This window comes from Xanthomonas sp. JAI131 (genome assembly GCF_013410075.1).
Taxonomy (GTDB): Bacteria; Pseudomonadota; Gammaproteobacteria; order Xanthomonadales; family Xanthomonadaceae; genus Xanthomonas_A; species Xanthomonas_A bonasiae.
On record NZ_JACCCN010000003.1, the window covers coordinates 757,135 to 778,544 of the forward strand.

21 protein-coding genes and 1 pseudogene are annotated in these 21,410 nt (G+C 69.8%); 7 read left to right on the top strand and 15 right to left on the bottom strand.

Features of this window, described 5'->3' with window-relative positions:
• Window positions 1-6 precede the first annotated feature (6 nt).
• The 5 genes from HDC36_RS16365 to HDC36_RS16385 all read right to left on the bottom strand — a co-directional run bounded on the left by HDC36_RS16365 (window position 7) and on the right by HDC36_RS16385 (window position 3,771).
• Entirely contained in the window at window positions 7-861 is an 855-nt protein-coding gene (locus HDC36_RS16365; RefSeq protein ID WP_179569321.1) for an amidohydrolase family protein, read from the bottom strand.
• Complete coding sequence (locus HDC36_RS16370; protein WP_179569483.1) at window positions 858-1,859, bottom strand: aldo/keto reductase; 1,002 nt, start codon at window positions 1,857-1,859, stop codon at window positions 858-860. The genes HDC36_RS16365 and HDC36_RS16370 overlap by 4 nt, the downstream gene beginning before the upstream one ends.
• Before the next feature lie 379 nt (window positions 1,860-2,238).
• Window positions 2,239-2,883 (bottom strand): HAD-IA family hydrolase, encoded by a 645-nt coding sequence (locus HDC36_RS16375; protein ID WP_179569323.1) that lies wholly within the window; start codon window positions 2,881-2,883, stop codon window positions 2,239-2,241.
• Between the two features lie 104 nt (window positions 2,884-2,987).
• Entirely contained in the window at window positions 2,988-3,203 is a 216-nt protein-coding gene (locus HDC36_RS16380) for a hypothetical protein (protein WP_179569325.1), read from the bottom strand.
• Window positions 3,204-3,207: 4 nt separating this feature from the next.
• Complete coding sequence (locus tag HDC36_RS16385; RefSeq protein ID WP_179569485.1) at window positions 3,208-3,771, bottom strand: TlpA disulfide reductase family protein; 564 nt, start codon at window positions 3,769-3,771, stop codon at window positions 3,208-3,210.
• A 344-nt stretch (window positions 3,772-4,115) separates the two neighbouring features.
• Here HDC36_RS16385 and HDC36_RS16390 point away from each other — a divergent pair, with 344 nt between their 5' ends.
• On the top strand, window positions 4,116-4,334 hold the full coding sequence (locus HDC36_RS16390) for a hypothetical protein (RefSeq protein WP_179569327.1): 219 nt from the start codon (window positions 4,116-4,118) through the stop codon (window positions 4,332-4,334).
• Window positions 4,335-4,449: 115 nt separating this feature from the next.
• Here the strand turns inward: HDC36_RS16390 and glpK are convergent, their stop codons facing one another.
• The 5 genes from glpK to HDC36_RS16415 all read right to left on the bottom strand — a co-directional run bounded on the left by glpK (window position 4,450) and on the right by HDC36_RS16415 (window position 10,457).
• The gene (gene glpK, locus HDC36_RS16395; protein WP_179569329.1) at window positions 4,450-5,949 is read right to left on the bottom strand and encodes a glycerol kinase GlpK; all 1,500 of its coding nucleotides are present in this window, start codon (window positions 5,947-5,949) and stop codon (window positions 4,450-4,452) included.
• Between the two features lie 97 nt (window positions 5,950-6,046).
• The gene (locus tag HDC36_RS16400) at window positions 6,047-6,865 is read right to left on the bottom strand and encodes an MIP/aquaporin family protein (RefSeq protein ID WP_179569331.1); all 819 of its coding nucleotides are present in this window, start codon (window positions 6,863-6,865) and stop codon (window positions 6,047-6,049) included.
• Between the two features lie 181 nt (window positions 6,866-7,046).
• Window positions 7,047-8,561, bottom strand: coding sequence for a glycerol-3-phosphate dehydrogenase (gene glpD, locus HDC36_RS16405; protein ID WP_179569333.1), 1,515 nt, complete (start codon window positions 8,559-8,561; stop codon window positions 7,047-7,049).
• 320 nt (window positions 8,562-8,881) lie between these two features.
• Window positions 8,882-9,736, bottom strand: coding sequence for a DeoR family transcriptional regulator (locus HDC36_RS16410; protein ID WP_179569335.1), 855 nt, complete (start codon window positions 9,734-9,736; stop codon window positions 8,882-8,884).
• A 58-nt stretch (window positions 9,737-9,794) separates the two neighbouring features.
• The gene (locus tag HDC36_RS16415) at window positions 9,795-10,457 is read right to left on the bottom strand and encodes a hypothetical protein (protein WP_179569337.1); all 663 of its coding nucleotides are present in this window, start codon (window positions 10,455-10,457) and stop codon (window positions 9,795-9,797) included.
• 247 nt (window positions 10,458-10,704) lie between these two features.
• Between HDC36_RS16415 and HDC36_RS16420 the strand changes: the two genes are divergently transcribed.
• Together HDC36_RS16420 and HDC36_RS16425 are read left to right on the top strand one after the other, a co-directional pair.
• Entirely contained in the window at window positions 10,705-11,178 is a 474-nt protein-coding gene (locus HDC36_RS16420; RefSeq protein ID WP_179569339.1) for a DUF1456 family protein, read from the top strand.
• A gap of 46 nt (window positions 11,179-11,224) precedes the next feature.
• A complete protein-coding gene (locus HDC36_RS16425; RefSeq protein WP_179569341.1) occupies window positions 11,225-11,656 on the top strand; it encodes a hypothetical protein in 432 nt (143 codons plus the stop codon).
• Between the two features lie 70 nt (window positions 11,657-11,726).
• Here HDC36_RS16425 and HDC36_RS16430 read toward each other — a convergent pair whose 3' ends face one another.
• Window positions 11,727-12,221 (bottom strand): hypothetical protein, encoded by a 495-nt coding sequence (locus HDC36_RS16430; RefSeq protein ID WP_179569343.1) that lies wholly within the window; start codon window positions 12,219-12,221, stop codon window positions 11,727-11,729.
• A gap of 625 nt (window positions 12,222-12,846) precedes the next feature.
• Here HDC36_RS16430 and HDC36_RS16435 point away from each other — a divergent pair.
• On the top strand, window positions 12,847-13,665 hold the full coding sequence (locus HDC36_RS16435) for an HDOD domain-containing protein (RefSeq protein WP_179569345.1): 819 nt from the start codon (window positions 12,847-12,849) through the stop codon (window positions 13,663-13,665).
• Between the two features lie 136 nt (window positions 13,666-13,801).
• Here HDC36_RS16435 and HDC36_RS16440 read toward each other — a convergent pair whose 3' ends face one another.
• The 3 genes and pseudogenes from HDC36_RS16440 to HDC36_RS16450 all read right to left on the bottom strand — a co-directional run.
• A complete protein-coding gene (locus HDC36_RS16440) occupies window positions 13,802-15,190 on the bottom strand; it encodes an FAD-containing oxidoreductase (protein ID WP_179569347.1) in 1,389 nt (462 codons plus the stop codon).
• Window positions 15,187-15,651 (bottom strand): DUF4126 domain-containing protein, encoded by a 465-nt coding sequence (locus tag HDC36_RS16445; protein ID WP_179569349.1) that lies wholly within the window; start codon window positions 15,649-15,651, stop codon window positions 15,187-15,189. Before HDC36_RS16445 ends, HDC36_RS16440 begins: the two co-directional genes overlap by 4 nt.
• A gap of 325 nt (window positions 15,652-15,976) precedes the next feature.
• Window positions 15,977-17,008 (bottom strand): annotated as a pseudogene (locus HDC36_RS16450) (exodeoxyribonuclease III); the annotation flags it as partial.
• A gap of 76 nt (window positions 17,009-17,084) precedes the next feature.
• Between HDC36_RS16450 and HDC36_RS16455 the strand changes: the two are divergent.
• The 3 genes from HDC36_RS16455 (at window position 17,085) to HDC36_RS16465 (ending at window position 19,060) form a co-directional block, all read left to right on the top strand.
• On the top strand, window positions 17,085-17,282 hold the full coding sequence (locus HDC36_RS16455) for a hypothetical protein (RefSeq protein WP_179569351.1): 198 nt from the start codon (window positions 17,085-17,087) through the stop codon (window positions 17,280-17,282).
• A 146-nt stretch (window positions 17,283-17,428) separates the two neighbouring features.
• Window positions 17,429-17,914 carry a hypothetical protein gene (locus HDC36_RS16460; RefSeq protein ID WP_179569353.1) on the top strand — a complete coding sequence of 162 codons (486 nt, stop codon included), beginning with the start codon at window positions 17,429-17,431 and terminating at the stop codon, window positions 17,912-17,914.
• Between the two features lie 789 nt (window positions 17,915-18,703).
• Window positions 18,704-19,060 (top strand): DUF1428 domain-containing protein, encoded by a 357-nt coding sequence (locus HDC36_RS16465; protein WP_179569355.1) that lies wholly within the window; start codon window positions 18,704-18,706, stop codon window positions 19,058-19,060.
• Between the two features lie 105 nt (window positions 19,061-19,165).
• Here HDC36_RS16465 and HDC36_RS16470 read toward each other — a convergent pair whose 3' ends face one another.
• The gene (locus tag HDC36_RS16470; protein ID WP_179569357.1) at window positions 19,166-21,316 is read right to left on the bottom strand and encodes a TonB-dependent siderophore receptor; all 2,151 of its coding nucleotides are present in this window, start codon (window positions 21,314-21,316) and stop codon (window positions 19,166-19,168) included.
• Between the last annotated feature and the right edge of the window lie 94 nt (window positions 21,317-21,410).

Consider the following 21,410-nt stretch of genomic DNA (forward strand, 5'->3'; position numbering starts at 1 on the left):
TCTCAATCAGGGGGAAGGAATCGGGTCGGACAAACGGTAAAAACGGCGCGCAGTGCCGGCAAACACGTCGGCGGCGTGGCCGGCGGCATGGCGCGCGACCAGCGCCTGCGCCTGCGCGAACCAGTCGCCGTAGCCGGCACGCTGGGTCAGCACCGGCCAGTCGCTGCCCCACAGCACCCGTTGCGCGCCGAAGCAGGCGAACACCTGCGCCACGTACGGCTCGATCGCCGTCGCGTCGGCGTCGGCAGGCAGTTCGGTGAGCAGGCCGGACAGCTTGCACAGCACGTTCGGATGCTGCGCCAGCTGTGCCAGGCCGTCGGCCCAGGCGGCGAAACCATCGCTGCCGATCGCCGGCTTGGCGGCATGATCGAGCACCACGCGCAACGCCGGATGGCGCTGCAGCCGCACCTGCAGCGCGGGCAGGTGCAGCGGCTTGACCAGCGCGTCGAACGCCAGGTCGTGCCGCAGCATCGCGTCGAACGCGGGATCCAGCTGCGGCCGCGCCAGCCACTGCGGATCGGCCAGGTCCTGCACCATCGGCCGCAGGCCCTTGAGCAGGCCGTCGCCCTCGGCGCACAGCGCGGCGATGCGCGCGGCCGCGTCGGCGGCCTCGAACTCGATCCAGCCGACCACGCCGGCGATGCGCGGCTGCGCGCGTGCCAGTTGCAACAGGTAGCGGGTCTCCGCTTCGGTCTGTGCCGCCTGCACGGCGATGATCGCATCCACGCCGTGCGCATCGAGCGCGGCGATCAGGTCCTCGGGCACGAAATCGCGATACAGCGCGGCGAGTTCGGGCGTCAGCCAGTCGTAGTCGCCGCGCGCCAGCTGCCAGAAGTGCACGTGCGCATCGACCACGTTCACGGCGTCGGCACCTGCGCCTGCAGCAGGCCCTGGTCGCGCAGCTGCTGCCACAGCAGCGGCGGGATCGGCGCCTGCAGGCGCGCGGCGGCGCTGGCCACCTCGGCCGGCGTGCGCATGCCGGCGACCACCGCGGCGACCGCCGGGTGCGCGAGCGGGAACTGCAGCGCGGCTGCGCCCACGTCCACGCCCTGCGCCGCACAGGCGGCGAACAGGCGCTGCGCGTGCGCCAGCGTGGCCGGATCCACCGGCGCGTAGTTGTAGGTGTCGCCGGGGCCGCGCGCGTCGCTGAGCAGGCCCGAGCTGTACGGGCCGGCGACCAGGATGCCGACCTGATGCTGCAGCGCCTGCGCCATGATCCGCTGCGCCGCGTGCTGTTCGAGCAGGGTGTAACGGCCGGCCAGCATCACGCAGTCCAGCGGGAACAGCGGCATCAGTTCCAGCGCGATGTCTTCCTCGTTGACGCCGATGCCGATCGCGCGGCAGGCGCCGCTGGCCTTGAGCTCGGCCATCGCCGGCAGGGCCTCGTCCAGCGCCTGGCGCAGCATCGCCGGGTGGCGTTCGCCGTGGGTCAGGCGGCCGATGTCGTGCAGCAGCAGGATGTCAACGTGGTCGGTGCCGAGCCGCTGCAGGCTGGCCTCGAATTCGCGCAGCACGCCGTCGCGGCTGTAGTCGAATGCGGCGCCGCGTCCGGCCACGGCGAAACCGTCGCGCCCCGGCGCGGCACCGGCCTCGTCGTAGACGCGGCGCCCGACCTTGGTCGACAGCGTGTAGCTGGCGCGCGGCAGCCCGCGCAGGCCCTGCCCGAGCCGGCGCTCGCTCAGCCCATAGCCGTAATACGGCGCGGTGTCGAAATGGCGGATGCCGGCGGCATGGGCGTCGGCGACCGCGGCCAACGCCACCGCCTCATCCACTTCCGCATACAGATTGCCGATCGGCGCGGCACCGAAGCCCAGCGTGGCGATGCGCACGCCGCTGCGGCCCAGCGGGCGCTGCGCGATTGGGCCGGGCTCGGCGGCAGCGACCGCGGCGTTCACTGGCACTGGCCTCGACCGTTTGCCGACTCAAGGCGCCCGCTCGACCTGCAGGATCGGGGACCGCTGGAATTGCGCATGCCACGCCTCCGCCCACCTGGGGCCAGATCGGATGATGGCCGGATCGCGTCGCCCTGGCCGCTGGCGCCGCTTGTCGGCTGTTCGTATATGAATATAGCAATCATAAGTGAACAATCAACGACGCGGTGCAGCATGGGGCTGGGAATCGGGAATGGGGAGTCGGGAATGGATAGAAGCGGCTACCCGGCGCGGAGGGATTGCGAGCAGGCAGGAAACAACGGCGGGGCGGGAATCGGGAGCTGGGTCGCAGGCGCAGCTCGCTAGATCAGGCCGGGATCGGCAGGCCCAGCCGGTCCCAGACGTCCTCCGGGCGCTGCAGCAGCGGCAGCGGCGTGTGCGACTGCAGCGCGGCCGGCAAGGTGTAGCCCCAGCCGACGCCGGCGAAGGCGATGCCGGCCTGGCGCGCGGCGTCGGCGTCGCGGATCTCGTCGCCCACACAGAGTGCACGCGCGGCAGGTACCCGGCATGCCTTGAGCGCTGCGCGCAGCTTGCGGCGCTTGCCCAGCACCGCGGCGCCGCAGCCGATGTGGCGGAAGCGCGCGGTCAGTTCGGCGCCGAGCACGCGCTCGACGTTGTCGCGGCTGTTGGAGGTCACCAGCGCCAGCTGCACGCCGGCCCGCGCGAGCGCGTCCAGCACTTCGGTCACCCCGTCGAACAGGGCGATACGCTCGATCTGCGCGGCCATCAGCGCGCGCATGCGCCGCGCCACCGCCGGCACCCGCCACCAGCGGATGCCGCTGCGCGCCATCAATTCGCGCGCGCTCAGGCTGCGGATTTCCTGCAGCCGCTCCGGCTCGAAGCGGCGGAAGCCGAACTCGTCGGCGACGTCGTTGATGGTGTCCAGGAACCAGGCGAAGGAATCGGCCAGGGTGCCGTCGAAATCGAAGATGATCAGGTCATAGCGGCGCATGCGGCGGCAGCATGCCGCAGCACCGGCCGCGTCGCCAGCACCGCCGCGCTCCGCGCCTGCATGCGGTTAAGCCGGAGCCGGCCGTGGCCGGCCCCGGCGCTGGCTCAACCGCAGCAGTAGCAGACCAGCGGCTTGCCGGGACCGCCCGGCCCCAACTCGCCGCCGAACGGCGCGCATTCCTGCTGACAGGCCCAGGCGCTACACGATGCATCCTTCTCGATCCCGTCGCCCGCGGTCGCCTGCATCGCGCCGAAGCCCATGCTGGCCAGGAACACGGCCGCGACCATTCCGTTACGCAACGCTGTCCAACGCTGTTTCATGTCGTCACTCCTCGAGAGTTGCCAAGGCCGCCGGCGCGTCCGTGCGTCGCACTGCGGCCATCAGGTCCTGCACCCGCTCCGTGGTATCGAAGACGCCGACGCGCGCATAGCGCACCCGTCCATCGCGATCCAGCGCCAGCATCAATGGCACGTTGCGCGCGCGGAACAGCATCAGCGCACGGCGCTCGGTGAGCGTGGTCACCGGAAAGGCGAAGCGGTGTTCGATGGCATAGCGGCGCGCCTGGTCGGGACTGCACTGGCACACCCCCAGCACCTGCACGCGGCCGCCGCCCTGCTCGGCCAGGCGCTGCGCCGCCTGCACCACCGTCGGCGCCGAGCGCTTGCAATAGGGGCAGGTGGTGGTGAAGAAGAACAACACCTGGGAATCCGCCGCCGGCACGCCTAAGGTCAGCTCAGAACCGTCCAGCGCGGTCGCCGCGATCTTCGGCACATACATGCCCAGATACGGTTCGGTGGTGCGGGTCACGAACCAGCGCCGCTCTTCGCGCAGCGTGCGGTTCTGCCAGGCCAGCACCGCCAGCAGCGCGCACGCCGCGAGCAAGGCCAGCCAACTCCAGGGAAAACGACGTGCCATGCTCTGTGCATCCCGTGCGATGTCGCTCGCAGGCTGCGCAGCTGCGCCGGGTTCGGTCAACGCCTGGCGTGCGGTTTTTGCGGCCGCGTGGCGATGCTGGGGAAGCAATCACGCTTTGCCGCAGCTGCGCATTCCAATGGCGTGCGCCGCGTCGCGCGCGCGCGCACCGCCTGCATGCCGTGCTTTCCCCAAGGCATGGAGCACCCTCCGCAGGGAGCAGCGCTTGCGCACCTTCATCCGCCCTTGCCCCGGGCTTCACGCGCTGCGTTCGCGGCGGCGCGCACGGTGCAGCCTGGTTCCCGAATCATGAGGCGCATATGCAGATGCAGAATCCCAACCCCGGCCAGGATCCGCAGCAGCCACCGAACGAGGTGCCGGGCCAGGTACCCAATCCCGGCGTGGACCCGACGCCGGACCGGCCGGTGGATCCGATCCCCGACCAGCCGATCGATCCGACCATCCCGCCGATCAGCGATCCGGTCGGTGGCGTCGACGCCCCGGTGCCGGGGCCGCGCGGGCCGACACAGTACGTGTAGCGTCAGGCCCCGCAACCCCCTGTAGGAGCGGCTTCAGCCGCGACCGGGCGTCCCGGTAGGACTCGGTCGCGGCTGAAGCCGCTCCTACAGGAAGCAACGGAAGCGCTGGCGACTGCTAGCGAATGCGGAACCCCATCGTCGCTTCCACCGCCTGCTGCCAGCCGGCGTACAGTTCCTCGCGGCGGTCGGCCGGCATGCGCGGTTCGAAGCGGCGGTCCACCGCCCACTGCTGCGCGATCTCCGCGCGATCCTTCCAGAAACCCGTCGCCAGGCCGGCCAGGTAGGCAGCACCCAGCGCGGTGGTTTCCGCCACTTCCGGGCGCAGCACCGGCACGTCGAGGATGTCGCTCTGGAACTGGGCCATGAAGTCGTTGCTGATCGCGCCGCCGTCGGCGCGCAGTTCCTTCAGCTCGATGCCCGAATCGACCTGCATCGCGGTCAGCACGTCGCGGGTCTGATACGCCATCGACTCCACCGCGGCGCGGATGAAATGTTCCTTGGTGGTGCCGCGGGTCAGCCCGAACACCGCGCCGCGGATGTCGCTGCGCCAGTACGGCGCGCCCAGGCCGACGAACGCCGGCACGAAGTACACGCCGTCGTTGTCGCCGGCGCGCTCGGCGTACTCTTCCGAGTCGCTGGCCTTGCCGAGCATGCGCAGGCCGTCGCGCAGCCACTGCACCACCGAGCCGGCGACGAAGATCGCCCCTTCCAGCGCGTACACGACCTTGCCGTCCACGCCCCAGGCGATGGTGGTGAGCAGGCCGTTCTTGGATTCCACCGCTTTCTCGCCGGTGTTCATCAGCATGAAACAGCCGGTACCGTAGGTGTTCTTGGCCATGCCCGGCTCGAAGCAGGCCTGGCCGAACAGCGCCGCCTGCTGGTCGCCGGCGATGCCGGCGATCGGCACTTCGTGGCCGTAGAAATACTGGCCCTGGGTGGTGCCGTAGATCTCGCTGGAAGAGCGCACCTCCGGCAGCATCGAGGCGGGGATGTCGAGCATCTGCAACAACTCCTCGTCCCAGCGCAGTTCGTGGATGTTGTACAGCAGCGTGCGCGAGGCGTTGGTGTAGTCGGTGACGTGGACCTTGCCGGCGGTGAGGTTCCAGATCAGCCAGCTGTCGATGGTGCCGAACGCCAGCTCGCCGCGCTGCGCGCGTTCGCGCGCGCCCTCGACATGGTCGAGGATCCACTTGACCTTGGTGCCGGAGAAATACGCATCGATCAGCAGGCCGGTCTTGGCCCGCACCATGTCCTCGTGGCCGGCGGCCTTGAGCTGCTCGCAGATGTCCTTGGTCTGCCGCGACTGCCAGACGATGGCGTTGTAGATCGGCTGTCCGGTGGCGCGGTCCCACACCACCGCGGTCTCGCGCTGGTTGGTGATGCCGATGCCGGCGATCGCGCTGGCGTCCACCTGCTGGTTGTTCAGCAGTTCGGTGATCGTGGTGTAGACGCTGGTCATGATCTCGCGCGGGTTGTGTTCCACCCAACCCGGTTGCGGGAAGATCTGCCCGAACTCGCGCTGCGCCATGCCCACGATGTGGCCCTTGCGATCGAACAGGATCGCGCGCGAACTGGTGGTGCCCTGGTCGATGGCCAGGATGAATTTCTTTTCCATCGGTGACTCCTGCGGGGTCGTGAGACGCGCGCCGCGGCGGCGCCCGGAATGATTGGGGAGGTGCCGGCGACGCCGGCACCGGATACCGCGCGCCGGCTCAGGCCCGGCGCGACGCCGCTTCTTCCTCGAGCGCTTTCACCCGCGCCGGCAGGAACGGGTAGATCAGCCACTGGTAGGCGGCGCCGCCGATCACGCCGCCGACCAGCGGGCCGACGATCGGGATCCACCAGTAGTTGTCGGCCGACGGCAGCGCCGAGGATCCCCAGCCGGCGAAATAGGCGAACAGGCGCGGCCCGAAATCGCGCGCCGGATTGATCGCCCACGCTTCCAGGTAGCCCATCGAGGCGCCGATGGTCGCCACCAGCAGGCCGATGATCAGCGCGCCGGCATTGGCGCCGGGCGCGGCTTCGTTGTAGCGCTCGGTGATGGCGAAGATGCCGAAGATCAGGAACGCGGTCATGATCACCTGGTCGCGCAGCGCATGCATCGGCGTGATCGCCAGGCCCGGCGCGGTGAAGAACACGCCGGCCGCCCCGCCCGCCGCGCGGGTCAGGTGCTGGGTCTGGTTGTAATGGTCGATCACCGGCGCGAACAGCAGATAGACGATGGCCGCGCCGAGGAACGCGCCGACCACCTGCGCCGCCCAGTACGGCAACACCTTCTTCCACGCGAAACCGCGAAACAGCGCCAGCGCCAGCGTCACCGCCGGGTTGGCGTGGGTGCCGGAGACCGACGCGGTGACGTAGATGGCGATCGTCACCGCCAGGCCCCAGGCCATGCACACGCCCCAGTAGGCGTGCTGGTAGGGGCTGGGGTCGTACAGCACGTACATGCATGCCACCGAGCAGCCGAAGGCGATGATGATCACCATCGCCACCGCTTCGGAAATCAGCTCGCCGAGCAGTTGCCGGTTCATGGCCGCGGCTCCCGTGTCGCTGTCGTCGCATTGCCGGCGATGCCGGTCGTCGGTTTGCACATGCCTGCCACCCTCCACGGTCGTTTCCAGGTTCGCGCGCGGCGGCGATGGCCGATGCGCGCGGCGATTGTGCACGCACGGCCGGCGCCCGATGGCGGGCGGGCCGGCCGCGGTGCGTGGCTCATGCGGGCGCGGCGGCCACCGCGGCCGGCGCCTGCTGCAGATAGTCGATCAGGCGCTGGCGGCCGGCGGCGTCGATGCGCAGGCCCAGCTTGCTGCGGCGCCACAGCAGGTCGTCGGCCTGGGTCACCCACTCGTGTTCGCGCAGGTAGTCCACTTCGGCCTGGTACAGATCGGCGCCGAAGTGCTGGCCCAGTTGCTGCACCGATGCCGCGTCGCCCAGCAGCTGCACCGCACGGGTGCCGTAGTTGCGTGCCAGCCGCCACGCGGTCGCCTCGCTCAGCCACGGCCGCGCCGCGCCCAGCTCCTGCGCCAGCGCGCGGATGTCGCGGCGCTCGCCGCCGGGCAACGGCGCGCCGCGCGCGGTCCAGGCCGGCGCCTTGCGCCCGGCCTGCGCGACCAGCCGGTCCACCGCCTCTTCGGCCAGCTTGCGATACGTGGTGAGCTTGCCGCCGAACACGTTAAGCAGCGCCGCGCCGCCGTCCGTGTCCAGTTCCAGCAGGTAATCGCGGGTGACCTCGGCGGCGTTGTCCTCCTCGTCGTCGAGCAGCGGGCGCACGCCGCTGTAGCTCCACACCACGTCGCTGGGCGCGATCTGCTTGAGGAAATAGCGGTTGGCCGCCTCGCACAGGTAGCGCGTCTCCTCGGCATCGATCTTCGGCGCGGACGGATCGGCGCGGTAGTCCACGTCGGTGGTGCCGATCAAGGTGAAGTCGTGCTCGTAGGGGATCGCGAACACGATACGCCGGTCGGGCTGCTGGAAGATGTAGGCATGGTCGTGCTCGAACAGCCGCGGCACCACGATGTGGCTGCCCTTGACCAGGCGCAGCGCGTGGTCGTGGCCGACCTTGGCCACGTCGTCCAGGAACTGCACCGCCCACGGCCCGGCGGCATTGACCAGCGCGCGCGCCTGCACCTCCTGGCGGTGCCCGTCGGCATGCTCCAGTTGCACCTGCCATACGCCGCCGACGCGGCGCGCCGCGACGCAGCGGGTGCGGGTCAGGATGCGCGCGCCGCGTTGCGCTGCGTCCATCGCGTTGAGCACCACCAGCCGCGCGTCCTGTACCCAGGCGTCGGAATACACGAAGCCGGTGCGGAATTCCTCGCGCAGCGGCGCGCCGACCGGATCCGAACGCAGCGCCATGCGCTTGGACCCCGGCAAGGTGCGACGGCCGCGGCCGAGATGGTCGTACAGGAACAGGCCGGTGCGGATCATCCACGCCGGGCGCAGGTGCGGCTGGTGCGGCAGCAGGAAGCGCAGCGGCCAGATGATGTGCGGGGCCAGGCGCAGCAGCACTTCGCGCTCGGCCAGCGCCTTACCGACCAGCGCGAACTCGTATTGCTCCAGGTAGCGCAGCCCGCCGTGGATCAGCTTGGTGCTGGCGCTGGAGGTATGCGAGGCCAGATCGTCGCGCTCGCACAGGCACACCGACAGGCCGCGGCCCACCGCGTCGCGGGCGATGCCCACGCCGTTGATGCCGCCACCGACCACCAGCACATCGTAGATCTCGCGCATTGCCTGACTCCGGAAGCGTCGTGTCCCCGGGCGAGCGAACGCTCGGCTCGACGATGAAGGACGAAAAGATCGTAAACGAACATTTTCGAACATAGCACGCTGCAGTGCAGCGTGGAGTCAACGCAAAGCCTTGCCGTTCGCGGCATAGCCACATGCAAACCGTCTCATTTCCGGCACCAGAGCTCCCGCCGACAGCGACCATCGGCAGAGTTTAACGTCATAATAACGAAACAATACGAACATAAACGCACACGAAATGCGGGGTCGCCGTGTCGTTCGCCGCGGTCGCTGGGCCGCCCGGCCTCCTGCCGATGCGGCGCTCAGTCCGGATCGGCCTGGCTGCCGGCCGCCACGTCCGCCTCGGCCTCGCCGTCGACGCCCCCCTCGGCGACGAACACGCGGGTGCCAGCCTCGGCCAGCACCGCGGCCAGTTCCGGCGGCGGCGCGCGGTCGGTGAACCAGGCCTGGACCCGCGCGATCGGCCCGAGCCGGACCATGGCGTTGCGGCCGAGCTTGCTGTGGTCGGCGGCCAGGAACACCTGCCGCGAGTGCTCGATGATGGCCTGCGCCACCCGCACCTCGTGGAAATCGAAATCCAGCAAGGTGCCGTCCGGATCGATGCCGGAAATGCCGATCACCCCGAAATCCACCTTGAACTGGCGGATCAGCTCGATCGTCGCCTCGCCGGTGACGCCCTGGTCGCGGCCGCGCACGCGCCCGCCGGCCACCATCACCTCGAAGCTCGGATTGGCGCTCATCATCACCGCCACGTTGAGGTTGTTGGTGATCACCCGCAGCCCGCTGTGCCCCATCAGCGCGCGCGCCACGTCCTCGTTGGTGGTGCCGATGTTGATGAACAGCGACGCGTCGTCGGGGATGTGCTGCGCCAGCAGCGTGGCGATGCGCCGCTTCTCCTGCGCCTGCAGCGCCTTGCGCGCGGTGTAGGCCAGGTTCTCCACGCTCGACGGCAGGCTGACCCCGCCGTGATAGCGGCGCAACAGGCCGGCCTCGCACAGCAGCGCCACGTCGCGGCGAATGGTCTGCGGGGTCACCTCGAAACGCGTGGCCAGCCCTTCCACTTCGGCATAGCCCTGCTGCCGCACCAGCGCCACCAGCTGTTCCTGGCGCGGATTGAGCGCCGGCACCGGGCTCTGCTTGGGAATCGTGTTGTCCATGCGCCGATGATGGGGCGCATGCGCGCGCGGATGCAAACGCCGCCGGCGATCCAGCGGATCAGCGCACGAAGCTGGTGACCTCGTCACGCTCCATGCCCAGGAAGCGCGCGAGCGCACCGCGGTGCGCGCTGCTGGTCTTCAGCGTGCATGGCGTCGGCGGGTCGATGCTGAGGTCGAAACGGGTCAGATGCGTCGCGTCCTGGATGACGTGGTAGCGCCAGACGATGCCCTGGTCGTACACCTCGCCGCTCGCAAGGTCGACCAGATAGTTGGCGAAGCGGGTTTCGGTCGTGCCGCTGAAGCGGCCGGCCTCGATCGCGGCGTTGAACTCGCGCGGCGTGTCGATCAGGCTGCACTCGGTGGCGCCGGTACTGCGCACGGGCTGGCCTTCATAGTAGGCCGAATGCGGCCCGACCAAGTGGTCCGGCTCGCCGTACAGGCAACGCAGCATCGGCCGCTGCGCCGGATCGGCCGCGCGCTTGTCCACGTTCCAGCTTCCGATCACGGTATGGGTGAACACCCGGGTCTGCGGAAGAATCAGCTGGATCAGCCCCAATTCCCCACTCTGCGGCGCGGCACGGCTGAAGCGCAGGCGGAAATCGGCGCCGTATTGCAGCGCCGCGAGTGCCTCGAACACGTTGTCGGGCGGGGCCACGTAGGGATACACCTCCAGCTCGAACTTGCCCTGCCGGTAGCTGCGCTGGGGGAGATAGTTGCTCATCGTCGACTCCTGCGATCCATGGGGACGGAGCGCATTCGCTCCAGCCCTAAAGACGCAGCCCGGCCCCGCCTGTGAAACAGCGGGCTGTGGAAACGCGGAGATGCGGCCACGTGCGGGCAAGGGCGCAGCGGGGACGCCAGCGACCACGGCGCGCGGATCGGACCCGGCAGATGGCGGCCTGCTCGCGATGGATGACACGGCTAGACTACGCACCCAGCCGGACGCGACCGGCAGCACCGGACCGGCCATGATCAACAACGACGTACTGCGCTCCATCCGCTACATGCTCGACCTGAGCGACCAGATGATCGTGGACACGGTCCACCTCGCCGATCCCGCCTTCCCGATCGACAAGAGCGAAGTGCCGGCCTACCTGAAGAAGGAAGACGAGGACGGCTTCGTCGAATGCAGCGACCTGGTGCTGGCGCACTTCCTCGACGGGCTGGTGTTCCACTACCGCGGCCGCGACGACAGCCTGCCGGCGCGCCCGGTGGAAACCCGGGTCACCAACAACGTGGTGCTGAAGAAGCTGCGCGTGGCGTTCCAGCTGAAGGACGTGGACATGCACCAGATCTTCGCCGACGCCGGCTTCCCGGTGTCCAAGCCGGAACTGTCGGCGCTGTTCCGCCAGCCCGAGCACAAGAACTTCCGCCTGTGCGGCGACCAGCTGCTGCGCAACTTCCTCAAGGGCCTGACCCTGCGGATGCGCGCGGCGGGGTGAGGCAGGCCGCGCCGCGGCCGATGGCAGGACACCGCCCGGAGCCAGGATGAAGAAGGTGGCCGCCTACAGGATCGAGGGAACCGTCCTGCTTCAGGCGATGTCGTTGACCGACACCGGCCTGTGGATCGCGCATGGCGAGGTTCTGTCCATCCGTGCGGACGATCCAGCGGGGCTGGCGCGCGCGATCAGGCAATCGCTGGAACATTCGATCGAAGACGTCGCGCATCCGCCGCAGTCCGAATGGAAGCGCATCCAGCGGCCGATCCTGCACGCCGCCGGCGTCAAGCGTTGGGCCGCTTTCGGCAAGAAGGCGAAAGCCGTGGGCGTCGAATGGACCGGCGATACGGTGGCCTTCCTCCCATCCGTCGATTTCCGCCACCACGGCGGGGAGGCCAGCGACGAGGCCACCATCCGCTGCGGCATGGATGACGCGCGGCTGGGCGCCAAGCTGCTCGAGGCCTTCGAACACGCGAATTGAGGCCATGCCGCCGGGTACCTGCAATGCAGGCGCGCCCGGCCAGGCGCCGCGTGCGGTACGCCGCAGGCGCTCAGCGGATCCGGTAGACCCGCGCCTTCGGCAGGTCTTCGTCCACCTGCAGGAACCAGCGTCCGGCGATGCCGGGCACGACCTTGATCGCCGGCGAGGCCAGCGCGGTGCGCAGGGTCATGCTGCCCTTGAGCACCTTCCACTGCTGGCCGTTGTCCAGCACGAACACCGTGCCCGGCGCCCAGCCGGCGACTTCGCCCTGCACGCGGGCGCTGATCGGGCCGTCGTCCAGGCCGATCATCATGCCCTGCCCGGCCTTGGGATCGCCGGCGACGGCCGCTGCAGGCGCCGACGCGGGCCGCGCCGGGGCCTGTGCCGCCTCGCGCGTCTCGGCGTCGCGCAGCAGGCGGTTGAGCGTGGCCAGTTGCGCCGGAGTCAGCCCGACCTCGCGCAACTGCTCGGCGCTCAACTTGCGCTCGATCTCCACATACCCCGACTGCGCCAGCGCCGCCGGTGCCGCCAGGGCGCATGCCAGCGCCAGCACTATGTATTTCATCGTTCGATCCTGCCGCGTTCGCGGATGAGAAAGGCCGCACGGTCGATGGGACCGGCTCCCCAGTTCGGCAAGTTTGGGTCAATTCGGTGACACCTGGATGACGCGCCGCACCGGCCGCCATCGCGGACCGCCTGCTCGGCAGCGAACGATGCGGCCGGCCGCCGCCGCTCGGCTAATCGCCGTGACGACCGGCCAGCGCGATCGCATCGCGGCGCTGCCAGTGTTCGCGCTCGTGCCAGCCCGCCCCCTGGGCACTCGTGTCGCGACGGGCGAGAAGCACCGCCACGGGGGACCGCCGGACGACCGACGCTCGCGGTCCGGCGCTGGCGCACGCACGCGTTCGAGCGCCACGCGACGCGCATCTTCCGGTCCAGGCATCGACCGCCGGCGCCCGCTCGCAGCGGCTCGCAGCGGAAACGCTTGCCGAGGCCGCCCAGCGCCGCTCCCGCAACGCGTTGTCCACACGTCTTGCGGCATGTCCAGCCGGCGCCATCAGGACGGACCATACCCCCAGGTGTGCACGCCGCTCGGCGCGATTCGGTCTACGATGCGCGGGATTCGCTCCCATGGCGAGCGCCGCCGCCCGCGCGGATGGCGCCCCCTCCTGTTCCGTTTTGAGGTCCCCATGAAACTAGAGGTGCTGTTCGACCAGTTGCACACCCTGCCGACCATCCCCAAGGTGGCGCAGGAGCTGATCCTGCAATTCGACAATCCCACCACCAGCCTGGACAGCGTGGCGCGCAGCATCGAGCGCGACCCGGTGATCGCCGCCAAGGTACTGCGCCTGGCCAACTCGGCGCGGTTCCGCGGCGCGCGCGATTCGACCAGCGTCGAGGACGCGGCGCTGCGCCTGGGCTTCAACACGCTGCGTACGCTGGTGCTGGCCTCGTCGATGACCGACGCGTTCCATGCGCCGGCCCATTTCGACCTGCGCGCGTTCTGGCTGCACAGCTTCGAGGTCGCCGGCGTATGCCGGCTGCTGGCCAGGCAGAAGGGCCTGGATGCGGAGACCGCGTTCACCTGCGGGATGATGCACAACATCGGCGAGCTGCTGATCCAGACCGGCGCGCCGGACTATGCCGCGCAGCTGCATCCGGATGCCTCGTCCAGCGGCCGCGCCGCCGACGAGACCGTGCAGTTGGGCTTCGGCTACCCGGAAGTGGGCGCCGAGCTGGCGCGGCGCTGGCACCTGCCGGAGGTGATCCAGACCGCGATCGCCTTCCAGGCACGGCCGCTGCAGGCGCCGGAAGACCAACCGATGCCGCGCGTGGTGGCACAGGCGTCGCTGGTCGCCGATGCGCTGGAGCGCCACGGCGGCGCGACCCCGGAAGCGCGGCAGGCGGTCAGCGGCCCGCTGCTGGACGACGTGGACCTGGACGCGCTGTTCGCCGCGCTGCCGGATGTGATCGAGGCCGACCGCGCGTTCACCGAGATGCTGCGCTAAGCGTTTCTCGCCGCGCCTTCGGCAACGAAGGCGATCGGATCCCCTGTAGGAGCGGCTTCAGCCGCGACCGGGCGTTACCGGTAACGCCCGGTCGCGGCTGAAGCCGCTCCTACAGGTTTGATGGCGGGCGCGTGCGCTACGCGCTGGCCGCCTCGGCCTGCAGCGCGCCAACCACGGTCGGCCACAGTTCGGACACGGTCGGGTGGATCGGCACCGCCCATTGCAGCGTCTCGAACGGCTGCCCGGCGTTGATCAGGTCGAGCACGCCATGGATGGCTTCGTCGCCGTTGATGCCGAGAATCGCCGCGCCGAGGATGCGGTGGGTCTGCGCATCGGCCACCAGCTTCATGAAGCCGGCGGTCTCGCCGTTCTCGCGCGCGCGCCCGACCTGGGTCATCGGCCGCTTGGCGAACAGCAGCGGACGGCCGCTGGCGCGCGCCTGCGCCTCGGTCATGCCGACCCGGCCCAGCGGCGGATCGGTGTACAGCGCATAGCCGGGCACGCGCTGCGACACCCGGCGCTGGCCGCCGTCGAGCAGGTTGGCGGCGACGATCTCGTAGTCGTTGTAGGCGGTGTGGGTGAACGCGCCGCGGCCGTTGCAGTCGCCCAGCGCCCACACGCCTGCGGCATTGGTCGCCAGTTGCTCGTCGACGACGATGTAGCCGCGTGCGTCGGTGGCGATGCCGGCGTGCTGCAGACCCAGATCGTCGGTATTGGGTTGCCGCCCCATCGCCAGCAGCACATGGCTGGCGATCACTTGCGGCGCACCTTCGTGGCAATCCACCTGCACCGCCACGCCCTGCGCATGCGGCGCGAACGCGATGCACTGCGCGCCGGTCCGCACCGTCACGCCCTCGCCTTCCAGCACCGTGCGGATGCATTCGGAGACGTCATCGTCCTCGCGCGCGATCAGGCGCGGCTGCTGCTCGACGACTGTCACCTGCGCGCCGAGGCGGCGGAAGATCTGCGCGAATTCCAGGCCGATGTAGCTGCCGCCGATCACCGCCAGGTGCCGCGGTACGTCCTGCAGCTGCAGGATCGAGGTATTGGTCAGGTAGTCGATCCGTTCCACGCCCGGCAGCGCCGGCACATGCGCACGTCCGCCGACGTTGAGGAAGATCTTCGGCGCGCTGATGCACTCCTCGCCCACGCGCAGCCGCTGCGGCGCCTCGAAGCGGGCATGGCCGCGCAACACGGTGAGCCCGGGCATGCCGCCGAGCCACTGCTCCAGGTTGTCGCGCGCGCTGTGCGTCACCGCATGCGCGCGCGCCATCACCCGCGCGATGTCGATGCCGACCTCTCCCTGCACCTGCACGCCGTAGTCGGCGGCGCGCCGCGCCAGGTGCGCCACGCGCGCGCTGGCCACCAGGGTCTTGGTCGGCATGCAGCCGGTGTTGACGCAGGTGCCGCCGAGCAGCTGCCGCTCGACCAGCGCCACCTGCATGCCGGCCGCGACCAGCCGCCCGGCCAGCGACGGTCCGGCCTGGCCGGCGCCGACCACGATCGCGTCGAAGGGACGGCTCATCGCAGCAGCGCCATCGCCAGCACGCCCAGGCCGATCGCCGCCGCGTCTTCGAGCAGCGCGGCGGGAAGATCGCGGCCGAAACGCTGCGCCATCGCCGCACGCGCCGCGGCACCGCCATAGGTGCCCAGCGCCGCGCCGAGCGCACCGGCGACCATCGCCGCCACCCACAACCCGCCGCCCATGCCCACCGCCGCGCCGCACAGGCCGCCCGTCACGATGCGCGTGCCGAACTGCAGCGGCACCTTGCGGCTGGGCGTGCCCGGCAATTGATCGGTGACGAGTTCGCCGATGGCCAGCAGCGAGACGATCCACGGCGTGAAGCGCCAACCCAGGAACGCCAGCGGCGTGCCGATCAATGGCAGCACGCCCAGGCTGGCGGCCCAGCTGACCACGGCCGGCGCGGTCATCGCGCGCAGGCCAGCGACGATCCCGATCAACAGCGCGACGACGAGCAGGCTCATGGCGGCGACTCCGGCAGGTGGCGAAAGAAACCCGGGACAACCTGGCAAGCGCGGCGTACCGCACGGCAGGCGGCAGCGGCCCTCGAGTATAGGCAGCCCTGCACCGCGCCCGCCATGCCGGGCCGATTTGCGCACGCACATGCAATGCCGGTCAGGGCGTTCGGGCCGGCCTTGCTCGCTTGGTTGGATTTGCTCGCTTGGTTGGGTTCGCTCGCTTGCCCGGCTCCGCCGGCCTGGCTGCCTTGGCTGGCGTGCCTGCATTGGGGGCTTTGGCTGGTTTCGCTGGTCTGGCCTGCCCGGCCCGCTCGACCGTTTTGCTGGCTTTGGGCAACTGCACGGCTTTGGCCGCCCCGGCCGCCCCGGTCGCCCCGGTCGCCCCGGTCGCTTTGGTCGCTTTGTGCACTTTGTGCACTTTGGTCGCTTTCGTCGGCGCGAGCGGCTTGGCGATTTTCCCGACTTTCGCCGGCTGCGTTGGCTTGGCCGGCTTCGTCGCCTTCGCGGTCTTCGCAGGCCCGCCGGTTTTCGCCGAGCCGGCTGCCTTGTCGGTCGAAGCGGCGACGCCGCCGCGCGGCGCGCCGGTCTTCAGCGCGATCCAGGTCGGCGCGTGATCGCTGGCATGCGCCAGGTCGCGCACCCACCGGTCCACGCCGGCGTCGTGCAGGCGCGCGGCCAGCGGCGGGTTCAGCAGCAGGTGATCGATGCGCAAGCCGGCATCGCGCTGCCAGTGCTGGCGGAAGTAGTCCCAGAACGTGTAGATCCGGCGCTCGCCGTGCACCTTGCGCAGGCTGTCGGTCCAGCCCTGCGCAAGCAGGTCGGCGTAGGCCTGGCGGCTTTCCGGCTGCAACAGCGCATCGCGGCGCCACGACGCCGGGTTGTAGATGTCCGCGTCGGTCGGCACCACGTTGAAGTCGCCGATCAGCGCCACCGGATGCGGCAGTGCGACCAACTGCTGCGCATGCCGCTGCAGCCGCGCGAACCAGTCCAGCTTGTAGTCGAACTTCGGTCCCGGGCGCGGATTGCCGTTGGGCAGGTACAGGCAGCCGACCAGCACGCCATGCGCCATCGCCTCCAGGTAGCGGCTCTGGGTATCGCGCGGATCGCCCGGCAGGCCGCGCCGGCTCTCCACCGGATCGCTGCCCTTGGCCAGCACCGCCACCCCGTTCCAGGCCGACTGCCCCATCCACAACGCGCCATAGCCGGCAGCGTGGAGTTCGGCGATCGGGAAGCCCGCATCCACGCTCTTGAGTTCCTGCAGCCCGACGATGTCCGGCGCCTCGCGCTGCAGCCATTGCAACAGCTGCGGCAGGCGGCTGCGGATGCCGTTGACGTTGTAGGTGGCGATCTTGAGCGTCTTCATCGCATGCGCCGTTGCAGAACCGGCCATCACCTTGGCCCAGCTACGCTCGGCGCATCGTGAAAACCGGCAGGCGCCCATGACCCCACTCGACAAACCGCTGCGCCGCGAACTGGAGATCGACGGCAGGCCGTATACGCTGACCGTGGACCCGGACGGCCTGAAACTCGCCGAGAAAGGCCGACGCAAGGGCCTGGCGTTGCGCTGGAGCGACCTGGTCAACGGCGACGCCGCGCTGGCCACTGCGTTGCAGGCCTCGCTTGCCGCCGGCAAGTGAGCAAGCGGCGCGGCATGCGGCGGCTGTCCTGCCGCATGCCGCGTAGACAATGGGCGCCTGCCGCAGCCGGCGCCGCGCAGACCGCGTGCCGCCCGTCCACGCCGGTGGTATTTTCGGCCCGACGGCCATCGGCAAGGAGCGGACGCATGCAGTCGAACAACGGCACCAATCAGGCGGCAGGCGTTGGCCAGCGGCCGAAACGGCTGGCAAGCCTCGCCGTGCTGGCGCTGGCCGCACTCGCCGGCAGCGCGAGCGCGCAGCAGGATCCGCTGCGGATCGTGACCAAGACCGTCTATGCGAAGGACACGCCGGAGTGGCGCCAGATCCGCGCGTGGCTTGTGCAGCATCCCTCGACGATCGACGGCAAGCGCCTGGGCGATCCCGACCAGCTCAGCGCGGTGAGCCTGGGCTACAGCGTGAGCATGCCTGCCGCCACCCGCGCGGTGCCGCGGCCGCTGCCCTTGCCTGCGACCGGCACGCCCGGCGACAGCATTGCCATCGCATCGTGCGCGCAGGGTTACCTGCAGTCGTGGCACTACGTGCCGGACGATAGCCCGCAGCACCGCTGGGACCTGCAGTCCTACACGCTGAAGCTGACCGCTGCATGCCCGAATGGCGCCAGCGGGGACTGACGTGCCGCCCTGCGCGGAGATGGCGGCCCGGGTGCGGATCGGCGCGTTTCCGTCGGCCTTTCGCTCGCAGCAGGAGCGGTTTCAACCGCGACCGACGAAGCAGCGCAAGCACCGCCCCGGCGACGCGTCGGAGCCGATGGCCCGAGACCGCCCAGCGTCCCTTCTGCAGCGCACCCAGCGGCAATGTCCATGTAGGAGCGACTTCAGTCGCGACGCGCTTTCCCGGTAACGCCCGTCGCGACTGAACTCGCTCCCACAGAGGGCGTCCTGCGGATCGGAATCCCCTGACCGCATCGATCGCTGGCGTGGCATGCATCGCGGCCCAAGCGCCCCCATCGCAGTTCCAGCCCGGTCCGCCATCCGCGCATCGCGGCCGCCCGCCACCCGGGCGACGCCTGCGCATACCGGCGAACCGCGTCCATCGTCGCAGCGTGCGTGGCCGGTCCGCACGGCTTCGCGCGTTCGATGGAAGGACGCCACTGCGCCAGGCGCGCCGCCGGCGCGCTCCCGCCTTGATGCAATCGCAGGTGCGCTCCGTCCATGCGACCCAATGAGCTAGCGAACCGGCAGCGGCGCGCCCGCGCCCAGTTGCCTCGCGCGCGCCGTGCGCCAACGCCACGCCACGCCAGGCAGGCGCATTCATCGCCTCGCGCATCGCACGGCTTCACATGGCCACAGGGCCATGACGGACAAGATCTCCCACTCGGCAATCGCTTGTCGATTTCCCGCCTTCTCGCACGTCGTATGCAACAAGGCGCCCATCCCGGCGCGCCGCACCCGGAGGTTCCCATGTCGTACGTCGATGGTTTCGTGCTGGCCGTGCCCACGGCCAACAAGGAGAAGTTCCTCGAACATGCCCGCATCGATTCGGTCTTCATCGAATTCGGCGCGCTGCGCGTGCTCGAATGCTGGGGCGACGATGTGTCGCGCGGCCAGCAGACCGACTTCTTCCGCGCGGTGGACGCCAAGGACGACGAAACGGTGGTGTTCTCGTGGATCGAGTGGCCGGACAAGGCGACCCGCGATGCCGGCATGAAGAAGATGATGGAAGACCCGCGCATGGATCCGGCGGTCAATCCGATGCCGTTCGACGGCAAGCGCATGATCTACGGCGGCTTCGTGCCGGTGCTGGAACTGAAAAAATAGGCGCGCAAGCGGTCGGCATGCGACGGGCGCTGCGCCGCGACAGCGCATGCCGACCGCGCATGCCGCTTCATGCCGCGCTGCGACGACGGCGCAGCGCGGGGCGGCTCAGAACCTGTAGCTGAAACTCAACGTCGCATTGCGTCCGGCGGCGTAGTACAGGTTGCTGTACTCGTCCAGCACGAAATACCTGCGATCCAGCAGGTTGTTCGCGTTGAGCTGCAGCGACGCCTGCGCACTGAAGGCATAGCGCGCCATCGCGCTGAGCAAGGTCACCGAGGCCTGGTCCACGCGCTGCGGACCGTTGGGGCCATCCACCGCGGCATGGCTGGCGGACTGCCAGTTGGCGCCGCCGCCCACGCTGAGCCGGTTCCAGGTACCCGGCAACCGGTACGTGGTGAACAGGCGCACCAGCGTGCGCGGCAACGCGGTGCGCAGGTCGGCGCCGTCCGGGCCTTCCAGTTCGAAATGCGACCAGCCGAACGACGCGCTCCAGTCTTCGCTCAGGTCGCCCGACGCTTCCAGTTCGAAGCCGCGCGAGCGCGTGCCGTCCACCGCCACGTAGGCCTGGGTCAGGCCGTCGGGCAGGGTCTTGCCGACGTCGGCTTCGGCCACGTTGTCCTGGCGGGTGTCGAACAGCACCAGCGCGGTGTTGAGGCGACCGTCGAGATGGCGGCCCTTGAGGCCGATCTCGCGGCTGCTGCCGAGCACCGGATCGAGGAAGCTGCCGTCGCTGCGACGGTTGTCCTGCGGGTCGAAGATCTCGGTATAGCTGACGAACGCCGAATACACCGGGGTGATCGCGTAGATCAGTCCGGCGTAGGGCACGGTCTTGCGGTGGTCGTGGCGGAACACGCCGCTGTACAGGTCGTCGGTATCGTTCTTCCAGCGGCTGTAGCGGGCGCCGACGACCAGCGTCAGCGGTTCGGCCAGCGACAGGCGCGCGGCGGCATACGCGCCCTGCTGGTCGGTGCGGATATCGGTGACCTTGTCGGCGTCGGCCGCGAACTGCGGATACGGATAGTCGCCGTTCCACTGCAGGAAATCGCCGATCGGCGCCGGCGTCTCGGTGGCGTTGACCCACGACCGCTTGGTGTAGCGCGAACCGCTCAGGCCCAGCACCAGTTCGTGTTCGCGCCCCCAGGCCTGGAACGGCCCGGACGCGTACACGTCGAGCATGTTCTGGCGGCCGCGGTCGCGGCTGCGGTAGGCGTAGGGTTCCAGCGTTTCGCCGGTGCTGCGGTTGGGAAATCCATAGACGTAGAACAGCGCCATGTCGCCGTCGGTGGCGCGGTGGCTGGCCAGCGCCCGCAGCTGCCAGCCATTGCCGAATTGGTGCTTGAGATCGGCGAAGGCGGTGGCGGTGGTGGTGTTCCAGTAGGTCCAGTCCGCGGCGCTGCTGAAGCCGCGCGGCCACTCCAGGAAACTGCCGTCGTCGTAGAACACCGGGTAGGTGCCCCAGGTCACGCCCTTGGGCCGGTTCTTCTGGTAGTCGTACCCCACGCTCAGCGTGGTGGCCGCGCCGAGGTCGGCATCGACCACGCCGTACAGCACGGTCTTCTTCTTGCTGTAGCGGTCCAGGTAGGAATCGCCCTGCTCGTAGGCGCCGACCACCCGGCCGCGCACGCTGCCGTCTGCCGCCAGCGGCGCGGCGACATCGGCGGTACCGCGCAGGGTGTTCCACGACCCGGCGCTCAGCGCTGCGTCGGCCTGCAGCGTGCGGCTGTCGGCGCGCTTGCGCACGAAGTTGATCGTCGCCGACGGGCTGCCGGCGCCGGTGAGCAGGCCGCTGGCCCCGCGCAGTACCTCGATGCGTTCGTAGATGGCCGTATCCAGGCTGGCATCGGCGGACCCGGAGTTGATCCCCGGCGCGACCGGCACGCCGTCGTAGGCCATGTTCTCGACCAGGAAGCCGCGCGCATAGAACAGCACGCGCTCGGTGTCGTAGGCGTTGGAGGACACGCCGGTGACGTTGTCGAGCACGTCGCGTACCGAGGTCAGGTGCTGGTCCTCGATCCGCTGCGCGGTGACGATGCTGACCGACTGCGGCGTCTGCTGCGGGGTCAGGGCCAGGCGCGTCGCCGCCGCGGTCTGTTCGACCGTGTAGGAGCCCGCGCGTTCGGCGTTGACGTTGATCGCGTCCAGCGTGGTCGGATCGTCGGCGGCAGCCGCCTGCGCCGCGGCCGACACCGCGATGGACAAGCCGACGGACAGCGCGCTCAAGCGCACGGCAGCGGCACGAAGAGGGAAAGCGGACATGGAAAACCCCTGAATGAAGTGAGACACAGGCAGGCGGCCTGTGCGGATTCTCACGACTGGGGCTGGCAGGAACACGGCTTGCGCGTCGTCAAGT

What these genes read in the sequence shown, in the direction of transcription:
- HDC36_RS16375 (WP_179569323.1), bottom strand. Translation starts at nt 2,883, where the DNA reads ATGCGCCGCTATGACCTGATCATCTTCGATTTCGACGGCACCCTGGCC.
- HDC36_RS16380 (WP_179569325.1), bottom strand. Translation starts at nt 3,203, where the DNA reads ATGAAACAGCGTTGGACAGCGTTGCGTAACGGAATGGTCGCGGCCGTG.
- HDC36_RS16390 (WP_179569327.1), top strand. Translation starts at nt 4,116, where the DNA reads ATGCAGATGCAGAATCCCAACCCCGGCCAGGATCCGCAGCAGCCACCG.
- glpK (WP_179569329.1), bottom strand. Translation starts at nt 5,949, where the DNA reads ATGGAAAAGAAATTCATCCTGGCCATCGACCAGGGCACCACCAGTTCG.
- HDC36_RS16400 (WP_179569331.1), bottom strand. Translation starts at nt 6,865, where the DNA reads ATGAACCGGCAACTGCTCGGCGAGCTGATTTCCGAAGCGGTGGCGATG.
- glpD (WP_179569333.1), bottom strand. Translation starts at nt 8,561, where the DNA reads ATGCGCGAGATCTACGATGTGCTGGTGGTCGGTGGCGGCATCAACGGC.
- HDC36_RS16410 (WP_179569335.1), bottom strand. Translation starts at nt 9,736, where the DNA reads ATGGACAACACGATTCCCAAGCAGAGCCCGGTGCCGGCGCTCAATCCG.
- HDC36_RS16415 (WP_179569337.1), bottom strand. Translation starts at nt 10,457, where the DNA reads ATGAGCAACTATCTCCCCCAGCGCAGCTACCGGCAGGGCAAGTTCGAG.
- HDC36_RS16420 (WP_179569339.1), top strand. Translation starts at nt 10,705, where the DNA reads ATGATCAACAACGACGTACTGCGCTCCATCCGCTACATGCTCGACCTG.
- HDC36_RS16425 (WP_179569341.1), top strand. Translation starts at nt 11,225, where the DNA reads ATGAAGAAGGTGGCCGCCTACAGGATCGAGGGAACCGTCCTGCTTCAG.
- HDC36_RS16430 (WP_179569343.1), bottom strand. Translation starts at nt 12,221, where the DNA reads ATGAAATACATAGTGCTGGCGCTGGCATGCGCCCTGGCGGCACCGGCG.
- HDC36_RS16435 (WP_179569345.1), top strand. Translation starts at nt 12,847, where the DNA reads ATGAAACTAGAGGTGCTGTTCGACCAGTTGCACACCCTGCCGACCATC.
- HDC36_RS16440 (WP_179569347.1), bottom strand. Translation starts at nt 15,190, where the DNA reads ATGAGCCGTCCCTTCGACGCGATCGTGGTCGGCGCCGGCCAGGCCGGA.
- HDC36_RS16445 (WP_179569349.1), bottom strand. Translation starts at nt 15,651, where the DNA reads ATGAGCCTGCTCGTCGTCGCGCTGTTGATCGGGATCGTCGCTGGCCTG.
- HDC36_RS16455 (WP_179569351.1), top strand. Translation starts at nt 17,085, where the DNA reads ATGACCCCACTCGACAAACCGCTGCGCCGCGAACTGGAGATCGACGGC.
- HDC36_RS16460 (WP_179569353.1), top strand. Translation starts at nt 17,429, where the DNA reads ATGCAGTCGAACAACGGCACCAATCAGGCGGCAGGCGTTGGCCAGCGG.
- HDC36_RS16465 (WP_179569355.1), top strand. Translation starts at nt 18,704, where the DNA reads ATGTCGTACGTCGATGGTTTCGTGCTGGCCGTGCCCACGGCCAACAAG.
- HDC36_RS16470 (WP_179569357.1), bottom strand. Translation starts at nt 21,316, where the DNA reads ATGTCCGCTTTCCCTCTTCGTGCCGCTGCCGTGCGCTTGAGCGCGCTG.